The 18,384-nt window shown below is 64.4% G+C and carries 16 protein-coding genes; 5 read left to right on the forward strand and 11 right to left on the reverse strand.

What is annotated here, in order from left to right:
- Genes EWH10_RS15625 through EWH10_RS15645 form a run of 5 tightly spaced genes read right to left on the reverse strand, consistent with a single transcriptional unit; the run spans position 1 to position 4,610 of the window.
- On the reverse strand, positions 1 to 1,089 hold the full coding sequence (locus EWH10_RS15625) for an LLM class flavin-dependent oxidoreductase (RefSeq protein WP_065846456.1): 1,089 nt from the start codon (positions 1,087 to 1,089) through the stop codon (positions 1 to 3).
- Positions 1,090 to 1,106: 17 nt separating this feature from the next.
- Positions 1,107 to 2,369 carry a rhodanese-like domain-containing protein gene (locus EWH10_RS15630; protein ID WP_048575950.1) on the reverse strand — a complete coding sequence of 421 codons (1,263 nt, stop codon included), beginning with the start codon at positions 2,367 to 2,369 and terminating at the stop codon, positions 1,107 to 1,109.
- A complete protein-coding gene (locus EWH10_RS15635; protein WP_025549481.1) occupies positions 2,366 to 2,992 on the reverse strand; it encodes a cysteine dioxygenase family protein in 627 nt (208 codons plus the stop codon). The genes EWH10_RS15630 and EWH10_RS15635 overlap by 4 nt, the downstream gene beginning before the upstream one ends.
- Complete coding sequence (locus tag EWH10_RS15640; protein WP_065846457.1) at positions 2,989 to 3,789, reverse strand: ABC transporter ATP-binding protein; 801 nt, start codon at positions 3,787 to 3,789, stop codon at positions 2,989 to 2,991. Before EWH10_RS15640 ends, EWH10_RS15635 begins: the two co-directional genes overlap by 4 nt.
- A 2-nt stretch (positions 3,790 to 3,791) precedes the next feature.
- Positions 3,792 to 4,610 (reverse strand): ABC transporter permease, encoded by an 819-nt coding sequence (locus tag EWH10_RS15645; protein ID WP_061936147.1) that lies wholly within the window; start codon positions 4,608 to 4,610, stop codon positions 3,792 to 3,794.
- 290 nt (positions 4,611 to 4,900) lie between these two features.
- Here EWH10_RS15645 and EWH10_RS15650 point away from each other — a divergent pair, with 290 nt between their 5' ends.
- Positions 4,901 to 5,737, forward strand: coding sequence for a LysR substrate-binding domain-containing protein (locus EWH10_RS15650; RefSeq protein WP_065846458.1), 837 nt, complete (start codon positions 4,901 to 4,903; stop codon positions 5,735 to 5,737).
- A gap of 216 nt (positions 5,738 to 5,953) precedes the next feature.
- Here the strand turns inward: EWH10_RS15650 and EWH10_RS15655 are convergent, their stop codons facing one another.
- Positions 5,954 to 6,901 carry a D-isomer specific 2-hydroxyacid dehydrogenase family protein gene (locus tag EWH10_RS15655; RefSeq protein WP_025549478.1) on the reverse strand — a complete coding sequence of 316 codons (948 nt, stop codon included), beginning with the start codon at positions 6,899 to 6,901 and terminating at the stop codon, positions 5,954 to 5,956.
- Between the two features lie 122 nt (positions 6,902 to 7,023).
- On the opposite strand from EWH10_RS15655, the gene EWH10_RS21790 reads away from it, so the two are divergent.
- Entirely contained in the window at positions 7,024 to 7,191 is a 168-nt protein-coding gene (locus EWH10_RS21790; protein ID WP_158230068.1) for a hypothetical protein, read from the forward strand.
- A 37-nt stretch (positions 7,192 to 7,228) separates the two neighbouring features.
- On the opposite strand, the gene EWH10_RS15660 is transcribed toward EWH10_RS21790, so the two are convergent.
- The gene (locus EWH10_RS15660; protein WP_165363372.1) at positions 7,229 to 7,564 is read right to left on the reverse strand and encodes a hypothetical protein; all 336 of its coding nucleotides are present in this window, start codon (positions 7,562 to 7,564) and stop codon (positions 7,229 to 7,231) included.
- Here EWH10_RS15660 and EWH10_RS15665 point away from each other — a divergent pair.
- The gene (locus EWH10_RS15665; protein WP_242495895.1) at positions 7,557 to 8,696 is read left to right on the forward strand and encodes an acyl-CoA dehydrogenase family protein; all 1,140 of its coding nucleotides are present in this window, start codon (positions 7,557 to 7,559) and stop codon (positions 8,694 to 8,696) included. The two genes, EWH10_RS15660 and EWH10_RS15665, sit on opposite strands and share 8 nt — an antisense overlap.
- Before the next feature lie 31 nt (positions 8,697 to 8,727).
- Here EWH10_RS15665 and EWH10_RS15670 read toward each other — a convergent pair whose 3' ends face one another.
- From EWH10_RS15670 to EWH10_RS15685, 4 genes are read right to left on the reverse strand one after another with little or no spacing between them, the layout of a single operon-like run.
- Positions 8,728 to 10,233 (reverse strand): CRTAC1 family protein, encoded by a 1,506-nt coding sequence (locus EWH10_RS15670; RefSeq protein ID WP_065846460.1) that lies wholly within the window; start codon positions 10,231 to 10,233, stop codon positions 8,728 to 8,730.
- A 23-nt stretch (positions 10,234 to 10,256) separates the two neighbouring features.
- Positions 10,257 to 11,558 (reverse strand): MFS transporter, encoded by a 1,302-nt coding sequence (locus EWH10_RS15675; protein WP_025549475.1) that lies wholly within the window; start codon positions 11,556 to 11,558, stop codon positions 10,257 to 10,259.
- A 38-nt stretch (positions 11,559 to 11,596) separates the two neighbouring features.
- On the reverse strand, positions 11,597 to 12,598 hold the full coding sequence (locus tag EWH10_RS15680) for a FecR family protein (protein ID WP_229742649.1): 1,002 nt from the start codon (positions 12,596 to 12,598) through the stop codon (positions 11,597 to 11,599).
- Complete coding sequence (locus EWH10_RS15685) at positions 12,528 to 13,121, reverse strand: RNA polymerase sigma factor (protein ID WP_082166057.1); 594 nt, start codon at positions 13,119 to 13,121, stop codon at positions 12,528 to 12,530. Before EWH10_RS15685 ends, EWH10_RS15680 begins: the two co-directional genes overlap by 71 nt.
- A gap of 181 nt (positions 13,122 to 13,302) precedes the next feature.
- On the opposite strand from EWH10_RS15685, the gene EWH10_RS15690 reads away from it, so the two are divergent.
- Together EWH10_RS15690 and EWH10_RS15695 are read left to right on the forward strand one after the other, a co-directional pair.
- A complete protein-coding gene (locus EWH10_RS15690; protein WP_065846461.1) occupies positions 13,303 to 16,131 on the forward strand; it encodes a TonB-dependent receptor in 2,829 nt (942 codons plus the stop codon).
- A 65-nt stretch (positions 16,132 to 16,196) separates the two neighbouring features.
- Positions 16,197 to 18,299 carry a penicillin acylase family protein gene (locus EWH10_RS15695; protein ID WP_242495896.1) on the forward strand — a complete coding sequence of 701 codons (2,103 nt, stop codon included), beginning with the start codon at positions 16,197 to 16,199 and terminating at the stop codon, positions 18,297 to 18,299.
- Positions 18,300 to 18,384 lie beyond the last annotated feature (85 nt).

Raw genomic sequence — 18,384 nt, forward strand, 5'->3', positions numbered from 1 at the left:
TCAGCCCGCCAGCGCCAGTTCGGCCTTTTCGCGCTCGGCCACCTTGCGCCGCACGACGGGGAGCAGTTCCCGGCCATAGAGGATGGAATCCGCCAGCGGATCGAAGCCGCGGATCAGGAAATGGTCGATGCCGATGTCATAATAATCGAGCATGGCGTCGGCCACCTGCTCGGGCGTGCCGACCAGCCCCGTGCTGTTGCCCGATGCGCCGGTCAGCGCGGCGATGCCGGTCCATAGCCGCTTGTCGCGCCGGTTGGCGCTGGCGGTTTCAAGTAGGCGGAGCGACCCCGCATTGGGCGGACGGTGGCCGGTCAACGGCAATCCGGCGGCAATGCGGTTCTCACGCACCTGCTCCTCGATCTCTGCCGCGCGCTTCCACGCCGCTTCCTCCGTATCCGCGATCACCGGGCGCAGCGACAGGGAGAAGCCGGGATCGCGGCCATAGCGCACCGCCGAGCGGCGCACCTGCCGAACGGTGTCCTGCACCGCCTCCAGCGTTTCGCCCCAAAGAGCATAGACATCGGCATGGCGCCCCGCGACCTCGATCGCCTCGGGCGACGAGCCGCCGAAGAAGACCGGCAGATTGTCGGGCTTGACGGCGCTGAACGCCTGCTTGACGTCGTAGAACCTGCCCTGATGGTCGAAGGGCTGGGCCGCCGTCCATTCCTGTCGCAGGATCGACAGATATTCGTCGGTGCGGGCGTAGCGTTCCGCCTTCACGCTTCTGGTGTCGCCGTCCCGCGCCATTTCCTCGTCGGCGCCGCCGGTTATGATGTGGACGGCGACGCGGCCGCCCGACAATTGATCCAGCGTCGCCAGTTGGCGCGCCGCGACGGTGGGCTGGGTGAAGCCGGGCCGGTGCGCGACCAGGAAGCCCAGCGTCGAAGTGATCGCCGCCGCATGGGCCGCGACGATCTGGCTTTCCGGACTGTTGGAGCTGAAGGGGATCAGCACGCGGTCGAAGCCGCCCTCCTCCTGCGCCTTCGCCGCCGCTTCGACATAATCCCTGTCGAGCGCGCGGCTGCGCACCGCCGACTGGATTTCGGAGCTGTTGTTGAAGCCGATATAGCCGATGAACTTGACGCTCATGATCGTTTCCTTCCCGATCAGATCACGAAGAAGCCGTGGGTGCCGTCGCGCTCCAATTGGGCGACGAGGCCATATTCCCAGTCGAGATAGGCCTGCATGGCGGCGGCCTTGTTGTCGGTGCCTTCATAAGGGCGTTTGTAGCGGCCCTCCGGCCCCCGCGGGCCGGGCGCGCCATCCGGCCCCTTCTCCAGCGTCACGGCGGACCAGTCGACGTCGAGCACGAAGACCTCCCACCCCAGTTGCGCGAGCCAGGAGGCGGTCATGTCGGCGCGGGGACCGAGGTCGTCGGTGACGACGATGCGCGCGCCGCGCACCGGGGCATTATGGTCGGTTTCCTGCACCAACTGGCCGCCCTGCGCGTTGCGGAAGCCGGGGAGATGGCCGCCCTCATATTCGCGCGGCTGGCGCACGTCATAGAGATAGAGGGTGCGGGCCTTGTCCGCCTTCAGCTCCTCCAGTTCGTCCCAGCCTATACGCTTCACCCCGGCGCGATAAGCGACATCGCGGGCATGGGCGCGGGCCTCCTCCGCCGAGCGATTGTCCACCTCCGGCGCGACGCGGGTCTGGCCGGTCTCCAGCTCCTGCCCGGCCAGCGTCCAGCCGATCGTGCCGTTGCGCAGCGCGAAGATGCGGTTGGGCAGGCCCGCATTGACCAGCGACTGCGTGCCGATGATCGACCGCGTCCGGCCGGCGCAGTTGACGATGATCGTCGTATCGGGATCGGGCGCGATGGTCCGGGCGCGCAGCACCAGTTCGGCGCCGGGCACGCTGGTGCCGGTCGGAATGCTCATCGTGTTATATTCGTCGTAGCGGCGGGCGTCGAGGATCGCGATGTCGGCCTTTTCCCGGATCAGCGCCTGCACCTCCTCCGCTGCCAGCGAGGGCGTATGGCGACGATGTTCGACCAGTTCGCCAAAGGCCTTGGAATAGCTGTTCACATCCTCGAACAGCTCATAGCCCGCCTCGCGCCAGCCGGTGAGGCCGCCTTCCAGTTCGCGGACGTCGGTATAGCCCAGCCCCTCGAACCGCACGGCCGCCTTGCGCGCCAGACCTTCGCCATTGTCATAGACGACGATCGGCGTGTCGAGCCGGGGGATGCGCCAGCGCGCTTCCTCGTCGATACGGCGCAGCGGTATCTGGGCCGCGAAGAGGGGGTGGCCCTGCGCGAATTCATGCTCCTCGCGCACGTCGATCAGGGCGATCTCGCTGCCCACCAGCAGGGCGCGGCGAATATCCTGCGGCGTGGCAGTCTGAATACGGTCCAGCGTATCGGTGGTCATGCGTTTCTCGATCTGTCCCAGAGGTTGGGGATCACGCCGTTGGCGTAACCCGATATGAAGGTCTTGGGCGTGCCGTCGGCGGCATAGGTCGCCCGCTCGACCGCGCCGATATTGGCGCCGTAGACATGGATGCTGATCGACGGCCGGTCGGGCAGGCCATTGGTCACGCGATGAATGTCGCCGATGCGGGGGGAGACGGCGTCGACTTCGCCCTCGCGCAGAAATTGTTCGCCGTGCGGGATCAGCCGGCCATCGGGCGACTGACGGAAGCGCTCGACCTTTTCCACGCCGCGCAGCACGCCGACCAGGCCCCAGACGGTATGATCATGGATGGGGGTCGACTGGCCCGGCCCCCAGACGAAGCTGACGACGCTGAACCGTTCCCGGCTGTCGCAATGGAGCAGATATTGCTGATAGCGGTCGGGATGCGGGCGGGTGAATTGCTCCGGCAGCCAGTCGTCCCTGGCGATCAGGCGGCTCAGCAGGGCGCGTCCGCTTTCCAATATCGCCCCTTCATCGCGGGTCGCCGCCAGCAGGTCGGCAAAGGCGGTGACGAAGCCGCGCAGGCGGCCGATATCCGCAGCGCCCTCGACGGGTCGTTGCAGGGTCGAGACAGCGTTCATTCGGCTGCCTCGGCAATGGGCGCGAAAGGAACGACGCCCTCGCCATGATCCTCGCCCCCGAGATAGGAGAGCAGTTTTTCGCGCAGCCGCCCGGAAATGGCGGAGCGTTCGCCGCGCGGAACCGTGATCCGCTCCTGCGCGACGATGCGTCCCTTGTCGAGCACCAGCACCCGGTCGGCCAGCGCGATCGCCTCCTCCACGTCATGGGTCACGATCAGCACGGCGGGCCGGTGCGCGCGCCAGAGCGACAGGACGAGGTCGTGCATGCGATAACGGGTCAGCGCGTCGAGGGCGGCGAAGGGCTCGTCGAGCAGCAGCAGCTTGGGTTCGCGCACCAGAGCGCGGGCGAGCGCGACGCGCTGCGCCTCCCCGCCGGAGAGCGTCAGCGGCCAGGCGTCGAGCCGATGACCAAGGCCGACCTCCTTGAGCGCGGCTTCGCTGCGGTCGCGCACCCGGTCGCCCTTGAGGCCCAGGGCGACATTCTTCCATACCGGCTTCCAGGGCAGCAGCCGCGCATCCTGGAACACCACGGCGCGGGAATCGGGGACTTCCACATCCTGACCCCGCACCTCGTCCAGCCCGGCGAGGGTCCGCAGCAGGGTGGTCTTGCCCGAACCCGAACGACCCAGCAGCGCGATGAACTCGCCGGGCGCGATGTCGAGGTCCAGGCCGTCGATGATCGTGTTGGGGCCGAAGCGTCGGGTGAAATCGCGCAGCCTCACCACCGGTTCGGGATGCGGAATATCGCTGTGGCCGGCGGCGCTTTGCAGGGCGGTGAATCCGAGACGGGCGTCCATGCTTATTGCTCCACTATGCTGGGGCGCCAGATCAGGGCGCGGGCTTCGACGGTGCGGACCAGCCAGTCGGCGCCAAGGCCGAGAATGGCATAGACCATGAGGCAGACGACGATGATGTCGGTCCGCATGAAATCGCGGGCATTGTTGATGAGATAGCCGAGCCCCGCCGAAGCGTTGATCTGCTCCGCCACGACCAGCACCAATATGGCCACGGACAGGGCGTAGCGCAGCCCGACCAGCAACGAAGGCAAGGCGGAGGGCAGGACGACGTGCCAGATCTGCTCCCAACGGCTGAGACCGAAGCTTTTCGCCGCATCCAGCAGGCGCAGGTCGACGCCGCGGATGCCGCTGTAGAGGTTGAGATAGACCGGAAAGACCGCCGCGAAGGCGATGAGCGCGATCTTGGGCGTTTCCCCGATCCCGAACCAGACGATGAAAAGCGGCGTGAGCGCCAGCACGGGAATGGTCCGCTTGATCTGCATCAGCGGGTCGACCGCCAGCTCTCCGGTACGGGACAGTCCGGCGACCAGACCGAGGGCGAGGCCAAGCCCCACCCCGATCAGCAGGCCGACGGCGACTCGGGCGAAGGACACCAGCAGGTTCGAGGGCAATTCGCCCGACAGCAGCATCTCCACCAGCGTCCCGATGACGGCCGAGGGCGCGGCCAGCGTGCGTTCGGGAATCAGGCCGCTGCGCGACCCCAATTCCCACAGCAGCAGCAAGAGGACAGGCGAAAGCCAGCGTCCGCCGAAGCGCGCCAGGGAAAATTTCTGTACCCCGCCATGCGCATGGCCGCGCCTGTCCGCCGTCAAAACCGTCATCAACTCGCCCTCTCGATAGGTGAGGGAAAGCCCAACATGAATTCTCTACTGTTTCAATTAAGTTTTAATTGGCCGACCTATGAGCAGCGCTCATTCGAACCGGTTGAGCCTGAATCGGACGCGTCCGGCCGCAGAAAATGGCGGGTTTGCGCGTCCGGATCGTTGTACCCAAGATTTTTATGCCCTCTTTAAATCTCTACTATTTTGATTGATATATAAGTCTTCGCGATAAGGCTGCGACTCCGTTCCCGGCTTCGGATCGGCTGTGCTTCCCTTGCAATGAGGTTTTCATGCCGGTCAATCTGCCTACCAATCTGCTCCGCAGCTTCGTCGCCATCGTGGACACGGGGTCTATGCTGAACGCGTCGGAGCAGGTGTTCGTGACCCAGTCCGCGCTCAGCCTCCAGATCAAGCGGCTGGAGGAACTGGTGCAGCAGACCCTGTTCCTGCGGGAAGGCCGGCGGCTGAACCTGACCTCTGCGGGGGAAGTGCTGCTCGATTATGCGCGGCGGGTGCTGATGCTGCATGACGAGGCGGTCGCGGCGGTCAGCGCAGGCCGTTTCGCCGGCCCGGCGCGCATCGGCATGGTGCAGGATTTCGCGGACAGCCTGCTCAGCGGACTGCTGTCGCGCTTTTCCGAACTGCATCCCGATGCGCAGATCTATGCGCGGGTTGCCGGCACGGCGGAGTTGCAGACATTGCTCGACCGGCGCGAGCTGGACATCCTGCTGGGTTTCGCCGCGCCCAACGATCCGCATGCGGTGACGGTCGCGCCGATGAGCTGGTATGGCGAGGCCGCGCTGGCAGAGCGGGAGGTGATCCCGCTCGCCGTACTGGAGGAACCTTGCCGTTTCCGGGAGGCGGCGATCCGGGCGCTGGAGGATAGCGGGCTGCAATGGCGGATCGCGGTGGAGACGCCCAATCTGGCGACGCTGAAGGCGGCGGTGGGGGCTGGCCTGGGCATTACCTGCCGCACGCATCTGTTCCTGGAGAACGACCGGGTGCTGGAGCATGACGGCCTGCCGCAACTCCCGCGCGTCGCCGCGATCCTGCGCGCTGGGGAAAAACTGGACAAGGCGGCGCATCGGCTGGCCGAATTGGCGCGGGAAACGGTGCAGACGCTGTAGCGCGGTTTCGGATCCGATTGACCGGATCGCAGCTTTCGGCCTGTCGTTGTCGTTATGGATTGCCCAGTCATTGCCTGGAAATCGCCTTGGCGCGCCGGACGGCAAATTGTCGCCGGCCATTGCCGCCGCCGAACCGCCATGCCGAAACAGGTTCAGCATGACGATGATGACATGTTCGACGGCATCGCTCCGGATCGGTCCTGATGCGGCTCCTTCCTAATAGCCACGTGCCGGGTCGACGATGTCGCTGGGCTTTTCGCCGCGGATGAAGCGGGACAGATCGTCGTTCACCTTCTCCAGCAAGCGGTGGCGGATCAGGCTGTAGTTGCTGGAGATATGCGGCGTCAGCCGTACGCGCGGATGGGTGTAGAGTGCATGCCCCTCGGGCAGCGGCTCCGGATCGGTGACGTCCAGCGTTGCGAAACCCAGCCGCTCGCTGTCCAGCGCATCGATAAGCGCCTCCTGATCGATCACCGAGCCCCGCGCTATGTTGATGAGATGCGCGCCGGGCTTGATCCGGGCGAACAGGGCTTCGTTGAAGAGGTGGCGGGTCTCCGGCGTTCCGGGCACGGCGATGACGATATGATCCGCCTCCGCCGCCAGCGTTTCCAGGTCGCGGACATGCTGCACGCCGCTGATGCCCGATTGCGCGCCGCTTCGCCGCAGGCCGATGACCTGCGCGCCCAGCGCCAGGCCGCGCCGCGCCACCGCTGCGCCGATCGCGCCCAGCCCGACGATGCCGATGGTCGTCCCGGATACGCGGCCCAGCGGGCGAGGAACCCACTGATCGCGCGAACGGGCGGTCGCCGCCTCCAGATTCTTGGCATGGGCATAAATGGCGGCGATCACATAGTCCGCGATCTCCTCCGACGCGACGCCGCGACCGCAGGTGACGAGCGGGGCGTCCAGCAGCCAGCCGGGGTAGAAATCCACCCCAGCCGAGGCGCTATAGACCCATTTGAGCCGCCCCGGCCATATTTTCGGCCGGGCCTCCTGTGTGGATCGCCGCCAGGCAAGGGACGGCCGCACCAGCAATATGTCCGCCTCGTTCGCGGCGGTCCACGGCTCATCCTCCGCCACGTCGATCAGGGTCGGGGCGGACGGGTGCAGGCCAAGGCTGCGGTTGAAATCGGGTTCCAACTGGCTGGCGATGATCAAGGACATGTCAGTTCCCCGGCACGGCGACTCTTGCCGAAGGGTCCGTGTTCCAGCACGGCCTGCCGCGCAAGTTGCTCATGAATGCCTTGCGGCCGGCCCGGTGCTCGGGCGGGCGATACAGGATGAGGATGGGTCGTCATTTTGAAATCGCGATAGAAGTTGCGATGAACATGCTCGCTTGCTCCAGCCAAGATGTTCCTGCCTCCAAGGCCGATGTCGGCATGGCAGGTTCAAGGATCGGCATAGGGAATATACCTGGCTGCCCGCGCTCACATCTGAATTTTTCTCAAGCATGAACTCGAGAATTTAATGGCTCACCGGGGGCGACCGACTTCAGGCCGACACTTCATCGGGATTCCGATTATGGCTGGAGGAGAAGCCGGTGGGGAACATCAGGCGCCTGCCCCAATGAGAAAATGCGATATTGGGATTTATGTTATAAAATTGACGCGCCCTTTTGTTGCGTCCATTGGCTTTCATGGTGGCTCGACAGGGTTGATCGCTCGCCTGATCGGAGATGTTGTCGAGTTCCGGCAGCGGACGGAAGCGGCGAGGAAAGACGTCGATCAGCCATCGGCAATCGGTCCTTTTTTGATATAGCGCTGGGGAAATAATGGCGACAGCATCCGACTTGCGGCCCACTCCTGTCCCGGACGAAGTTTTGGCCATTTTGCGCGAGCGTTTCGCTGCAACCGCCGCCGATCATGATCGCGACGCTTCCTTTCCCTTTGCAAATTTCGCCGCCTTGCATGAGCATGGATTATTGGCGCTGACGATTGCGCCCGAAAGAGGTGGCCGGGGCGCGGACCTTGCGGAGACCAGCCGAGTCGTGCTGGAGATTGCGAAGGGGGACCCCTCAACGGCGCTGGTCCTCATCATGCAGTATCTGACCCACGCCGGTGTGCGCGGCAAGGACCGCTGGCCCGCACATCTGCGCCGCCGTGTCGAGGCCGAAGCAGTATCGCGGGGGGCGCTTTCCAATGCATTGCGTGTTGAGCCGGAACTGGGCACGCCCACGCGTGGCGGCCTGCCGGCCACCACGGGGAAGCGCGACGGGGAAGGCTGGCGGATTTCCGGTCACAAGCTCTTCTCCACCGGAAGCCCGATCCTGAGCTACATGATCGTCTGGGGCCGTACCGAGGGGGACGATCCGCTTGTCGGCTACTTCCTTGTGCCGGCAGGCAGCCCGGGCATACGCATAGAGGAAACCTGGAATCATGCGGGGATGCGCGCAAGCGGCAGCCACGACGTCATCCTGACCGATGTGGCGATTCCGTTCGACCACGCCGTCGACTTGCGGCGGCCGGAGGAATGGAACGAGGATAATTCGCTCCAGCTCGCATGGATGGTCGGCCTGCTCGGCAGCCTCTACGACGCGGTGGCGCAACAAGGGCGCAACTGGTTCGCGGAATTTGCGAGCAGCCGTATACCGACAAATCTGGGGGCACCCCTATCCTCCCTTTATCGTTATCAGGAACTGCTGGGCCGCATGGACGCGCTTCTGCTGAACAACAGGATATTGCTGCAGGACCTGATCCGCCGTACCGACGAAGGGTCGCCGCCTTCCGCGTCGGACGCGCAACTCCTCAAATATCTCATCACCGGCAACGCCATCGATGCCGTCGCGCTGGCGGTGGAGGCCACCGGCAATCCGGGGCTTACCCGCAATAATCCGCTTGAGCGCCATTATCGCGACGTGCTGTGCAGCCGCGCCCATGCCCCGCAGAACGATTCGATCCTGACTTCTGCCGGACGCGCCGGTTTCAGCCGACAGGCGTCGCCGCGGAAGGGCGACAGGTGACGCCCCATCGCCCTTCCGGAACGGTCATGCGCTACCGTTCCCTGATCACGAGAGATTTGCCCAGATAGCGCGCCGGATTTACGTTACGCAGCGTCTGGACCTTGCGCCCGTCGCGAGCCATCCAGCTGACTTCCACCTTCACTGCTTCCATCGACTTCAGGCCGAAATGCAGGGGCGCCGCATTTTCCGAATTATAGCCGTCGCCGGTCGAAAGCTGGCGCGTGGCGAGGATCTTGCCCGCCTTGTCATACAGGCGCACTTCCGCCCCCATGCGGGTAAAGCGCCCCTTCGCGTCGAGTAGCGTGACGGACAGGCTGCGCTTGGCCGCCGCGCGATCCAGATCATTGTGGAACAGGAAATGTCCACCCTGGCTGGTATAGCCGCGCATGACAGAGAGATCGAGCGCTCCATCCCGGTCATAATCGACCCACTGCACCCCATGGTCCCCGACGTTCAGCCTGGACTTTTCTGTCAGGACCTGGCGGAAGCCCCTGCCGCCTTCATTGTGGAACAGGCTGTCCCTGGGCTGCTGCTGATCGCGCGGGCCGTGGTAGGACGTGACATAAAGGTCGATGAAGCCGTCATTGTCATAGTCGCCCCAGGCGGCGCCGACGGCGTGATTGTCGATGGCGACACCCAATTCCTTCGCGACATTGGTGAAGCTGCCATCGCCATTATAATGATAGAGCGTATTGATGCCGTAATTGGGCACGAACAGGTCGAGAAAGCCGTCATTGTCATAGTCGCCGACGGCGCAGCCGACCCCGCCTTCCTCCTTCGACCGGCCCGGATTGTCCATGCCCAGTTGCGGGGCGACGTCGGTGAAGCTGCCGTCGCCATTGTTGCGCCAGAGCGCGTCCGCCGCGCCCGACTGGTTGGCGAGGAAGACGTCGAGAAAACCGTCGCGATCATAGTCGAACCAGCAGGCGCCCACCGTCGGCCGCGGGTCGGATATGCCCGCACCCTGCGAAACCTGCACGAACCTGCCGCCATCGTTGCGGAACAGGCTGTTGGGACCGATGCGGTTGGCCGCATAGACGTCGAGGTCGCCGTCATTGTCATAATCGACCCAGCTCGTCTGACGCGCTGAACGGTTGGGGATGGTAAGGCCCAGTTCCGGGGCGACATTGGTGAATTTCCGCCCGCCCTCATTGTGGAAGACAAGGCTCAGATCGCCCGGCATGGTGGCCCCGCCCAGCAGGTCGATCCACCCGTCGCCATCATAATCGCCCCATGCGACGCCCCGCATTTCCGGGCCGGAGGTCGGCAGGCCCAATTCCGGTCCGACATTCACGAAGCGGCCTTTGTCGTTGCGGTATAGACGGATGTCGCCGCCCTTCAACGATACGGCCAGGTCGAGATCGCCGTCATTGTCGAAATCCGCCCAACTGTTGGACAGCGAACCGGCAATGGCGAAATCGGCGGTCTGGACGGAGGTGAACGGCGGTTCCGCCGGCGCCGCGTCTTGGGCGACGGCGGGCTGGCAGAGCAGCATCGCCGGCAGGATATGGCACAGGGACGGGATCTTGGTCTTCATGGGGCTCCCCCTTCTTTCCACAGCTAGATGCGGCTGGTGTTGCGGGTATCGGGCATGCGCAGATAGACGATCAGCGAGACCCCGATCATGGCGGTGACATACCAGTAGAAGCCGCCCTCCATTCCGGCATGTTTCAGCCAGAGCGCGGCATATTCGGCCGTGCCGCCGAACAATGTGTTCGCCAGCGCATAGGGCAGCGCGACGCCCAGTGCGCGGATATTGGCCGGGAACAGTTCCGCCTTCACGATCGCGTTGATCGAGGTATAGCCGGTGACGATGACCAGTCCCGCCAGCACCAGCAGGAAAGCGCTGAAAGAGGAGGTGACCGTTTCCAGCGTTGTGAAGATCATCGTGGTGAACAGCACGCCGCCCGCCCCGAAGCCAATCAGCAAAGGCTTTCGCCCGATCCGGTCGGAAAGCCATCCGGCCATGGGTTGCAGCAGCATGTAGATGAACAGGGCCGAGGCCATGATGGCGGTCGCCGTCTGCCGGCCGAAGCCGGCGCTGTTCACCAGGAACTTCTGCATATAGGTGCTGTAGGCGTAGAAGGCGAGCGTACCGCCCGCCGTCAGCGCCATCACCAGCAGCACTTCGCGGGGATGGCGGCGAATGAGGTTCCATCCGCTCGATCGCGGCTGCTCCTCCACCGCCGCGCTCTGCTCGAACGCCTCGGTTTCCCTGAGGCCCCGGCGCAGGCGATAGACGCCCACCGCCATCAGCCCGCCAATGACGAAGGGCACGCGCCAGCCCCAGCTTTCGAGCTGATGTTCCGTCAGGGCAAGCTGGAGCAGCAACAGCACGCACAGGGCCAGCAACTGCCCCGCGATCAGCGTCACATATTGGAAGCTGGAGAAGAAGCCGCGCTGCCGCTGCTGCGCCATTTCGGAAAGATAGGTCGCGCTGGCGCCATATTCTCCGCCGATCGACAGCCCCTGCATCAGGCGCGCGAACAGCAGCAGCAGCGGCGCCATCACGCCGATCGACGCATAGCCGGGGATCGCCGCGATCATCAGCGAACCGCCCGCCATCAGCATGACCGACAGGGTCAGACCTGCCTTCCGGCCCCTTCGGTCGGCATAGATGCCCATGATCCAGGCGCCGATGGGGCGCATCAGAAAGCCCACGGCAAAGATCGCCGCCGCGTTCAGCAGTTGCGCGGTGCTGTCGTCCGAAGGAAAGAAGACGGGGGCGAAATAGAGGGTGAAGGCAGAATAGACGTACCAGTCATACCATTCGATCAGATTGCCGATCGACCCGCCCAGGATGGAGCGCAGGCGGTCCTGCCTGGACAGGCTGGCCGGCTGGAGAGACGAAACATGTTCCATCCCTGCGGATACGGACGGCCCGCCGCCTTCTGCTAATGCTATTCGGCGGACACCAATATAATCGAACTGTCGCTGCCGGGGACGGCGCGCACGCCGAAGCCGCTCTCCAGCGCCTGGACGAAATCCTGCGACCGGTCCAGCCGGAAGGCGCCGCCGATCCGCAGGCTGGCAATGGCGGGATCGCCGATCACCATGGGGTTGGAGCGATAGCGGTTGAACTCCTCCACCGCCTGCGCCAGCGTATCGCCGTCGAATTCGACCATGCCTTCCTGCCAGGCGATCCGCTGCTTCATCTTGGCCGGCTCGAGATGGGTGACGGCAATGCTGCCGCTGCGCACGGCGGCGCTGCGTCCGCTGCCGATCCTGCGGACGGCGGAGCCTCCGTTGCGCACCGCCACCATGCCCTCGATCACCGTCAGTTCGGTGACGTCGGGGCGCAGGCGCACGTTGAACATGGTTCCCACCGCACGGACCAGCGTGCCGTCGGCATTGACGATGAAAGGCCGCCTGGCGTCGTGGGCGACATCGAAGCGCGCCTCCCCCTTCAGCAATTTGATCGACCGGATGTCGTCGCGCAGGGCGACCTCGACCGAGCTGTTGGTGTTGAGGTGAACCAGCGATCCGTCCGCCAGCTTGACCGTGCGGGTCTCGCCCAGCGCCGTGCGATAGCGGTCGACCGCCCCCAGCAACCTGAGCGTCACTGTCGCCGCCACCCCTATCGATGCGGCGGCAGCGGCAAGGCCGACGAGCAGGCCCCGCCGCCCGATCAGCGGGACGGCGGCGTCCTCGGCGCCAGAAACCGATGGGACGGGGGCCGGTTGATCGTCCCCGCCGACAGGCAGCTCCTGCAACCGGCCGGTCAGTTCCCAGCCCGCCTCCGCCTTGGCGAAGGCGAAGCCGTGAGCGGGATCCTGCGCCACCCACGCATAGGCCTGGTCCCAGTCTTCCGCGGCGTCGCTTGCCCGCGCCTTAAGGTACAGACGAGCCGCTTCGGCCTCGATCGCCTGCATGTCCTCCGCGCTTCTGTAGCGACCAGCCAAATCCAGAACCCTCAAACTGCCCGATAGCCTGCATTATCTTCACGGCCGCCCGCGTCAAATGCTTGTCTACGGTAAAGACGGATAGCTCCATTTCCTCTGCTATGTCCTTGACCGATTTCCCGTGCACGCGGCGCAGGATGAAGGCCCGGCGGCATTGCGGCGGCAGCGTGTCCAGAATGGCCTGCAGATGACGCAGTTCGTCACGCGCCTGCAGCGCTTCCTCCGTCGAATTGTCGGCCTGCAGCACGTCGAGTTCGGCCACCAGTTCGAGCGAGACGATCTTTTCCCGCCTGGCCTCGTCGATCAGAAGGTTGCGCGCGATCTGGAACAGAAAGGCCTTTCCGCTATGCGCGCGGTGGATGTCGCCGCTCGCATAGGCGCGGGTCATGCATTCCGCGACAAGATCGTCGACATCGTGGCTGCGCGATACGACCCTGCGCAGCCGCGAACGCAAGGCGCCCTCATGCGGCAGGATGGCCTGCTTGAACCAATCCAGCCTCGCCCTGATCGATTCCACGTCCACGCTTGTCCCCTGTTCCTGTCGATACCTCCCTACGCTTTCGTCTCTTTGGCGGCGCAGCGGTCTTCATTCGATAGAATGAGCCTCGACGTCACGAAAATGAGATATTTTCAAGCGTCGTTAGCAGAAACGCGATCGGCCTCCGTATCCACCACTGACAATGCAAATTTTCACAGGGGGTACGATGACGCAGAATTTTCGGAACCTGTCGTTGTGCGCAACGGCGGCGCTCATTGCATGGAGCGCGCAGTCGGCGGCCGCCGCCGAACCGACGCAGTTCAAGATCCCGGCCCAATCGATGCAGACCGCGCTGACGCTCTTTGCCAAGCAGTCGGGCATCCAGCTTCTCTTTCCCTATGATCAGGTTGCCGGGCTGCACGCCCAGTCGGTGAATGGCAAGATGGCGCCCGACGTCGCGCTCCAGCGGCTGATCGCGGGGTCGGGTCTGAAGATCACATTGTCGAACAACAATGTCATGGCGCTGGCGCTGAGCGCCCGGGCGCAGAAGACACGCGCGGTAGAGGTCGCCAGCCTGGGCGTCACCGCCCTGCCCTTCGCCGTTCAGTCGGCCGGCGCAGGCCCTGCCCCTCAAGCCGGCGCCACGAGCACCGAAGAACCCGACGGTCCCGCCATCGTCGTCACCGGATCGCGCGGGCAGGCGCGCACCGTCACCGACAGCCCGACGCCGATCGACGTCATTTCCGGCGCGGACCTGACGCGGACGGGCAAGGCCGGCGTCTTCCAGGCGCTGAACACGCTGGTGCCATCCTTCAACCTGCCGGTGCGGGCCGGAGGCGCGACGTCCACGGTCATCGCGACCGGCGGTCTGCGCGGTCTCAATCCCGATCAGGCGCTGATCCTCGTCAACGGCAAGCGCCGCCACAAGACCTCGCTCATCAACGCGGTATCCACCCTCTACAACGGATCGGTCCCTTCGGACCTCGACATGATCCCGACCTCCGCCGTCGATCATATCGAGGTGCTGCGCGACGGCGCGGCGGCGCAATATGGCTCCGACGCCATTGCGGGCGTCATCAACATCATCCTGAAGGATGACGCCAAGGGCGGTTCCGCCAACGTCACCGCCGGCCAGAATTTCGACCGTTCCGACGGCGAACTGTACCAGGCGGACCTGAACTTCGGCATGAAGCTGGGCGACAACGGCTTCGCCAACCTCTCCCTCAACCTCAAGAAGCAGGAGATGTCGAACCGGGCGCTGCCGCTGGCCGACTGTTCGGTGACGGCGACGACCACCTGCCTCTATCCGCTGATCGGCGGCCAGCTCGACCCGCGCGATGCCGCAGCCGTGGGCAAGGAGCGGATCGTGACCACCAGCTTCGGCGTCATGCCCTCCCGCAGCATCAATACCGCGCTCAACGCCGGCTACGACCTTGGCGGCGTCCAGCTCTATGCTTTCGGCACCTACAGCCAGCGGCGGTCGGACCTGTGGTATTCCTACCGCTATCCCAAGGACGTCAACAATGTGATGGCGATCTACCCCAATGGCTATCGCCCGCACGTCATGATCGACGAGGAGGATTTCGAATTCACCGTCGGCGCCAAGGGTGAACTGTCCGGATGGGACTGGGACTTTTCCACCGGCTACGGCCGCAACCGCGCCCGCCAGTCTTCCGAAGGCACGGTCAATCCCACGCTGGGCGCGCTCAGCCCCACCGAATTCTACATCGGCACGCTGAAGTCGTCGGAGTTCGTCACCTCGCTCGACCTGACGCGCGGCTTCGACGTCGGCGGCGGCAACCTCCAGGTGTCGGCCGGCGCGCAGCAGCGGCACGAGCGCTACCAGACCTTCGCGGGCGATCCGGCAAGCTATGCGGTCGGCACCTTCATCTCATCGGGCATGACGCCCGGCGCGCAGAGTTCCGCCGGCTTCCAGCCCAGCGACGCCGCCTATATGTCGCGCGACAACTATGCCGTCTATGGCGATGTCGCCTGGGACCCCAGCAAGGACATCACCATCGGCGCGGCTGCCCGGTTCGAGCATTATGACGACGGCAGCGGCAATACGCTGATCTGGAAGGTGAACGGCCGTTATGCCATCGCACCGTGGATCGCCCTGCGCGCAGCGGCGAATACCGGCTTCCGCGCGCCGGCGGTGGCGCAGCAGATCTATACCCAGACTACCAACCAGTTCCGCACCGTCAATGGCGTGAACAACGTCCTGCTTCAGATCAAGACGCTGGCGGTGGACGATCCGGCGGCGGTCGCGCTGGGCGCCAAGCCGCTGAAGCCCGAAAAGTCGTTCAACATATCGGGCGGCGTTGTGCTGACCCCCTTGCCGAACTTCAACCTGACGATCGACGCCTATCAGATCGACGTCGACGACCGCATCACCATCACCAGCACGCTGACCGGCACGGCGGTTTCCAACATCCTGATCGCCAGCGGTATTCCCGCATCGCAGGCCAATACCCTGTCGGCCCAATATTATACCAATGCCATCGACACCCGGACTCGCGGCATCGACATCGTCGCCTCATACAAACACAACCTGTTCGATGCGCTCGCCATGCAGTGGAACCTTGGCTACAACTACAACAAGACCAAGATCACCGACATCATCGACAACCCGCCGGAACTCAGCACGATCAGCTTCGAACTGTTCGACCGCGCCCGGCGCAGCAATATGACGACCAACCTGCCGCGCACGAAGCTGTCGATCAGCAATCTCGCGACGCTGGGCGATTTCACGCTCTCCTCCCGCCTGACGCGCTTCGGGAAGTTCCAGGTGTTGCAGAACGGCGTGACCAGCGGCGGCGTCACGACCTATCCGAACGACCGCAGCTATGGCGCGAAGTGGATCACGGACATGGAACTGGGCTGGCAGGTCACGCCGCTGGTCAACCTGGCCGTCGGCGCGAACAACCTGTTCAACGTCTATCCCGACGAAACCGGGCAGATCAGCGCCACGCTGGGCCAGGGCGCCTATCCCGGCACTTCGCCCATCGGCTTCACCGGCGGGTTCTATTATGCCCGTGTCGGACTGAACTTCTAACCCACAGGACCATGAAGCGCCGCCTTCCCACAGAGGCGGCGCATTTTCCGCGATGACAGGAGATGATGGCGATGCGCCACATGACGATCTGGCTGGCGGCGCTGGCCGCTTCCTCCGCAATGACTGCCTCCGTCGCCGCCCCTTCGGCCAAATGGGGCGGGGGCGAGATTTTGTGGGACAGCTTCGGCGTGCCGCACATCTATGCCAGGACGGAAGAAGGCGGCTTCTACGGTTTCGGCTATGCCCAGGCGCAAAGCCACGGCAATCTGCTGCTGCGCATGTATGGCGAAAGCCGCGCCCGGGCCGCGGAATATTGGGGGGCGAAATATGAGAGCCAGGATAAATGGCTGATCGCCAACGACGTTCCCGAACGGTCGAAATCATGGTTCAGGCAGCAGACCCCGCAGATGCGGAAGAACCTCGACGCTTTCGCCGCCGGGGTGAATGCCTATGCCGCCGCGCATCCCGACAGGATCGCGCCGGAGGTCAAGGTCGTGCTCCCCTTGACCGGGGTGGACATCATCGGTCATGCGCAAAGGCTGATGAACTTCGGCTATATCGCATCCGACCGGAAGGTGTTGAGCGATCCATCGATCAACGAAGCGGGCGGATCGAACGCCTGGGCTGTTGCGCCGTCCCGCTCGGCGAGCGGCAAGGCGATGCTGCTCGCCAATCCGCATCTGCCCTGGGCGCCAAGCCAGCTCACTTATTATGAGGCGCAGATCAATGCGCCGGGCCTTGCCATCTATGGCGCCACGCAAGTGGGGCTGCCCGTGCTGCGCTTCGGCTTCAACAATGACCTGGGTTTCACCAACACCGTCAATACGATGCAGGGCTTCACCAGCTACAGGCTGACGCTGGAAGGCAGTGGCTATCGCTTCGACGGGAGGGTCCTGCCGTTCAGGTCGGTCACGAAAAGCTACAAGGTGAAACAGGCGGACGGATCGCTGAAAACCGTCAGCTTCGAACAGAAGAGCGCCGTGCAGGGCCCGGTCTTCACCCTGCCCGACGGCAAAACGACCATCGCGCTCAAGGTGGCCGGGCTGGACCGCCCCGGCGTGCTCCAGCAATATCTCGAAATGGGGAAGGCGCGAAACTGGGCCGGCTTCGAAAAGGCGCTGCGCAAGATGCAGGTGGTGATGTTCAACATCATCTATGCCGACCGTGCGGGCCATATCCTCTATCTCGACAACGGCCTGTTGCCCAGACATGCGAACGGCGACCTCAGCTATTGGTCCGCGCCCGTTCCCGGCGACACCTCCGCAACGCTGTGGAAGGATGTCCACAGCTATGACGACATGCCCAAGGTGCTCGATCCCGCCAGCGGCTTCGTGCAGAACGCCAATGATCCGCCATGGCTGGCCACCTGGCCCCGTGCGCTCGATCCCAGGGATTTCCCCGCCTATTTCGCGCCGGTGGGACCGATGAGCCAGCGTGCGCAGATGTCGGTCAAGCTGATGAGCGGTACGGACAAGATCGGCTTCGAGGATTTCGTGGCGCGCAAGGTGACGACGACATCGCTGATGGCGGAACGCTTGCTGCCCGATCTGCTGGCGGCCGCGTCGGCCTCCGCCGATCCCGATGTGCAGACGGCCGTGACGCTGCTCAAGGGTTGGGACCGTCGCTTCGAACCCGACAGCCGTGCCGCCCTGCTGTTCGAGACCTGGGCCGCTATCTTCGCGCCGAAGAATTTCACGGATCAATCCAACTATGCCGTCAAATGGACGCTGGACGATCCGCTGGAGACGCCACGCGGCCTGAAGGCCCCGGCGGCGGCGGTCGCCATGCTGAAGCAGGCGGTGGCGAAGACCAGGGAAGTCTATGGCGCGGTTGACCGCCCATATGGCGAAGTCTCGCGCTTCCATATCGGCGACGTGAACCTTCCGGCCAATGGAGGCTTCGGCAACACCGGCGTGTTTCGCACGATCACCTGGGGGCCGATGAAGAATGGCGAGCGCACGCCCGTCCACGGCGAAACCTGGGTGTCGATGGTCGAATTCGGCACGCCGATGAAGGCGGTGGGCCTGATGAGCTACGGCAATTCCAGCCAGCCGGGCTCCAAGCATAACAGCGACCAGCTCCCACTGCTGGCCGACAAGAAATTCCGCACATTGTGGATCGATCGCGCGGATGTCGAACAGCATCTGGAGGAGAAGACCGCCTTTTGACGGTGGCCGGATCGCCGGGACATATATGTTGCGTCAGACCGCGACCAAGCCATCCGGCATGTCTTCGCACAGACGCAAGGCGCGG

The organism is Sphingobium fuliginis (assembly GCF_004152845.1).
Classification (GTDB): Bacteria; Pseudomonadota; Alphaproteobacteria; order Sphingomonadales; family Sphingomonadaceae; genus Sphingobium; species Sphingobium fuliginis.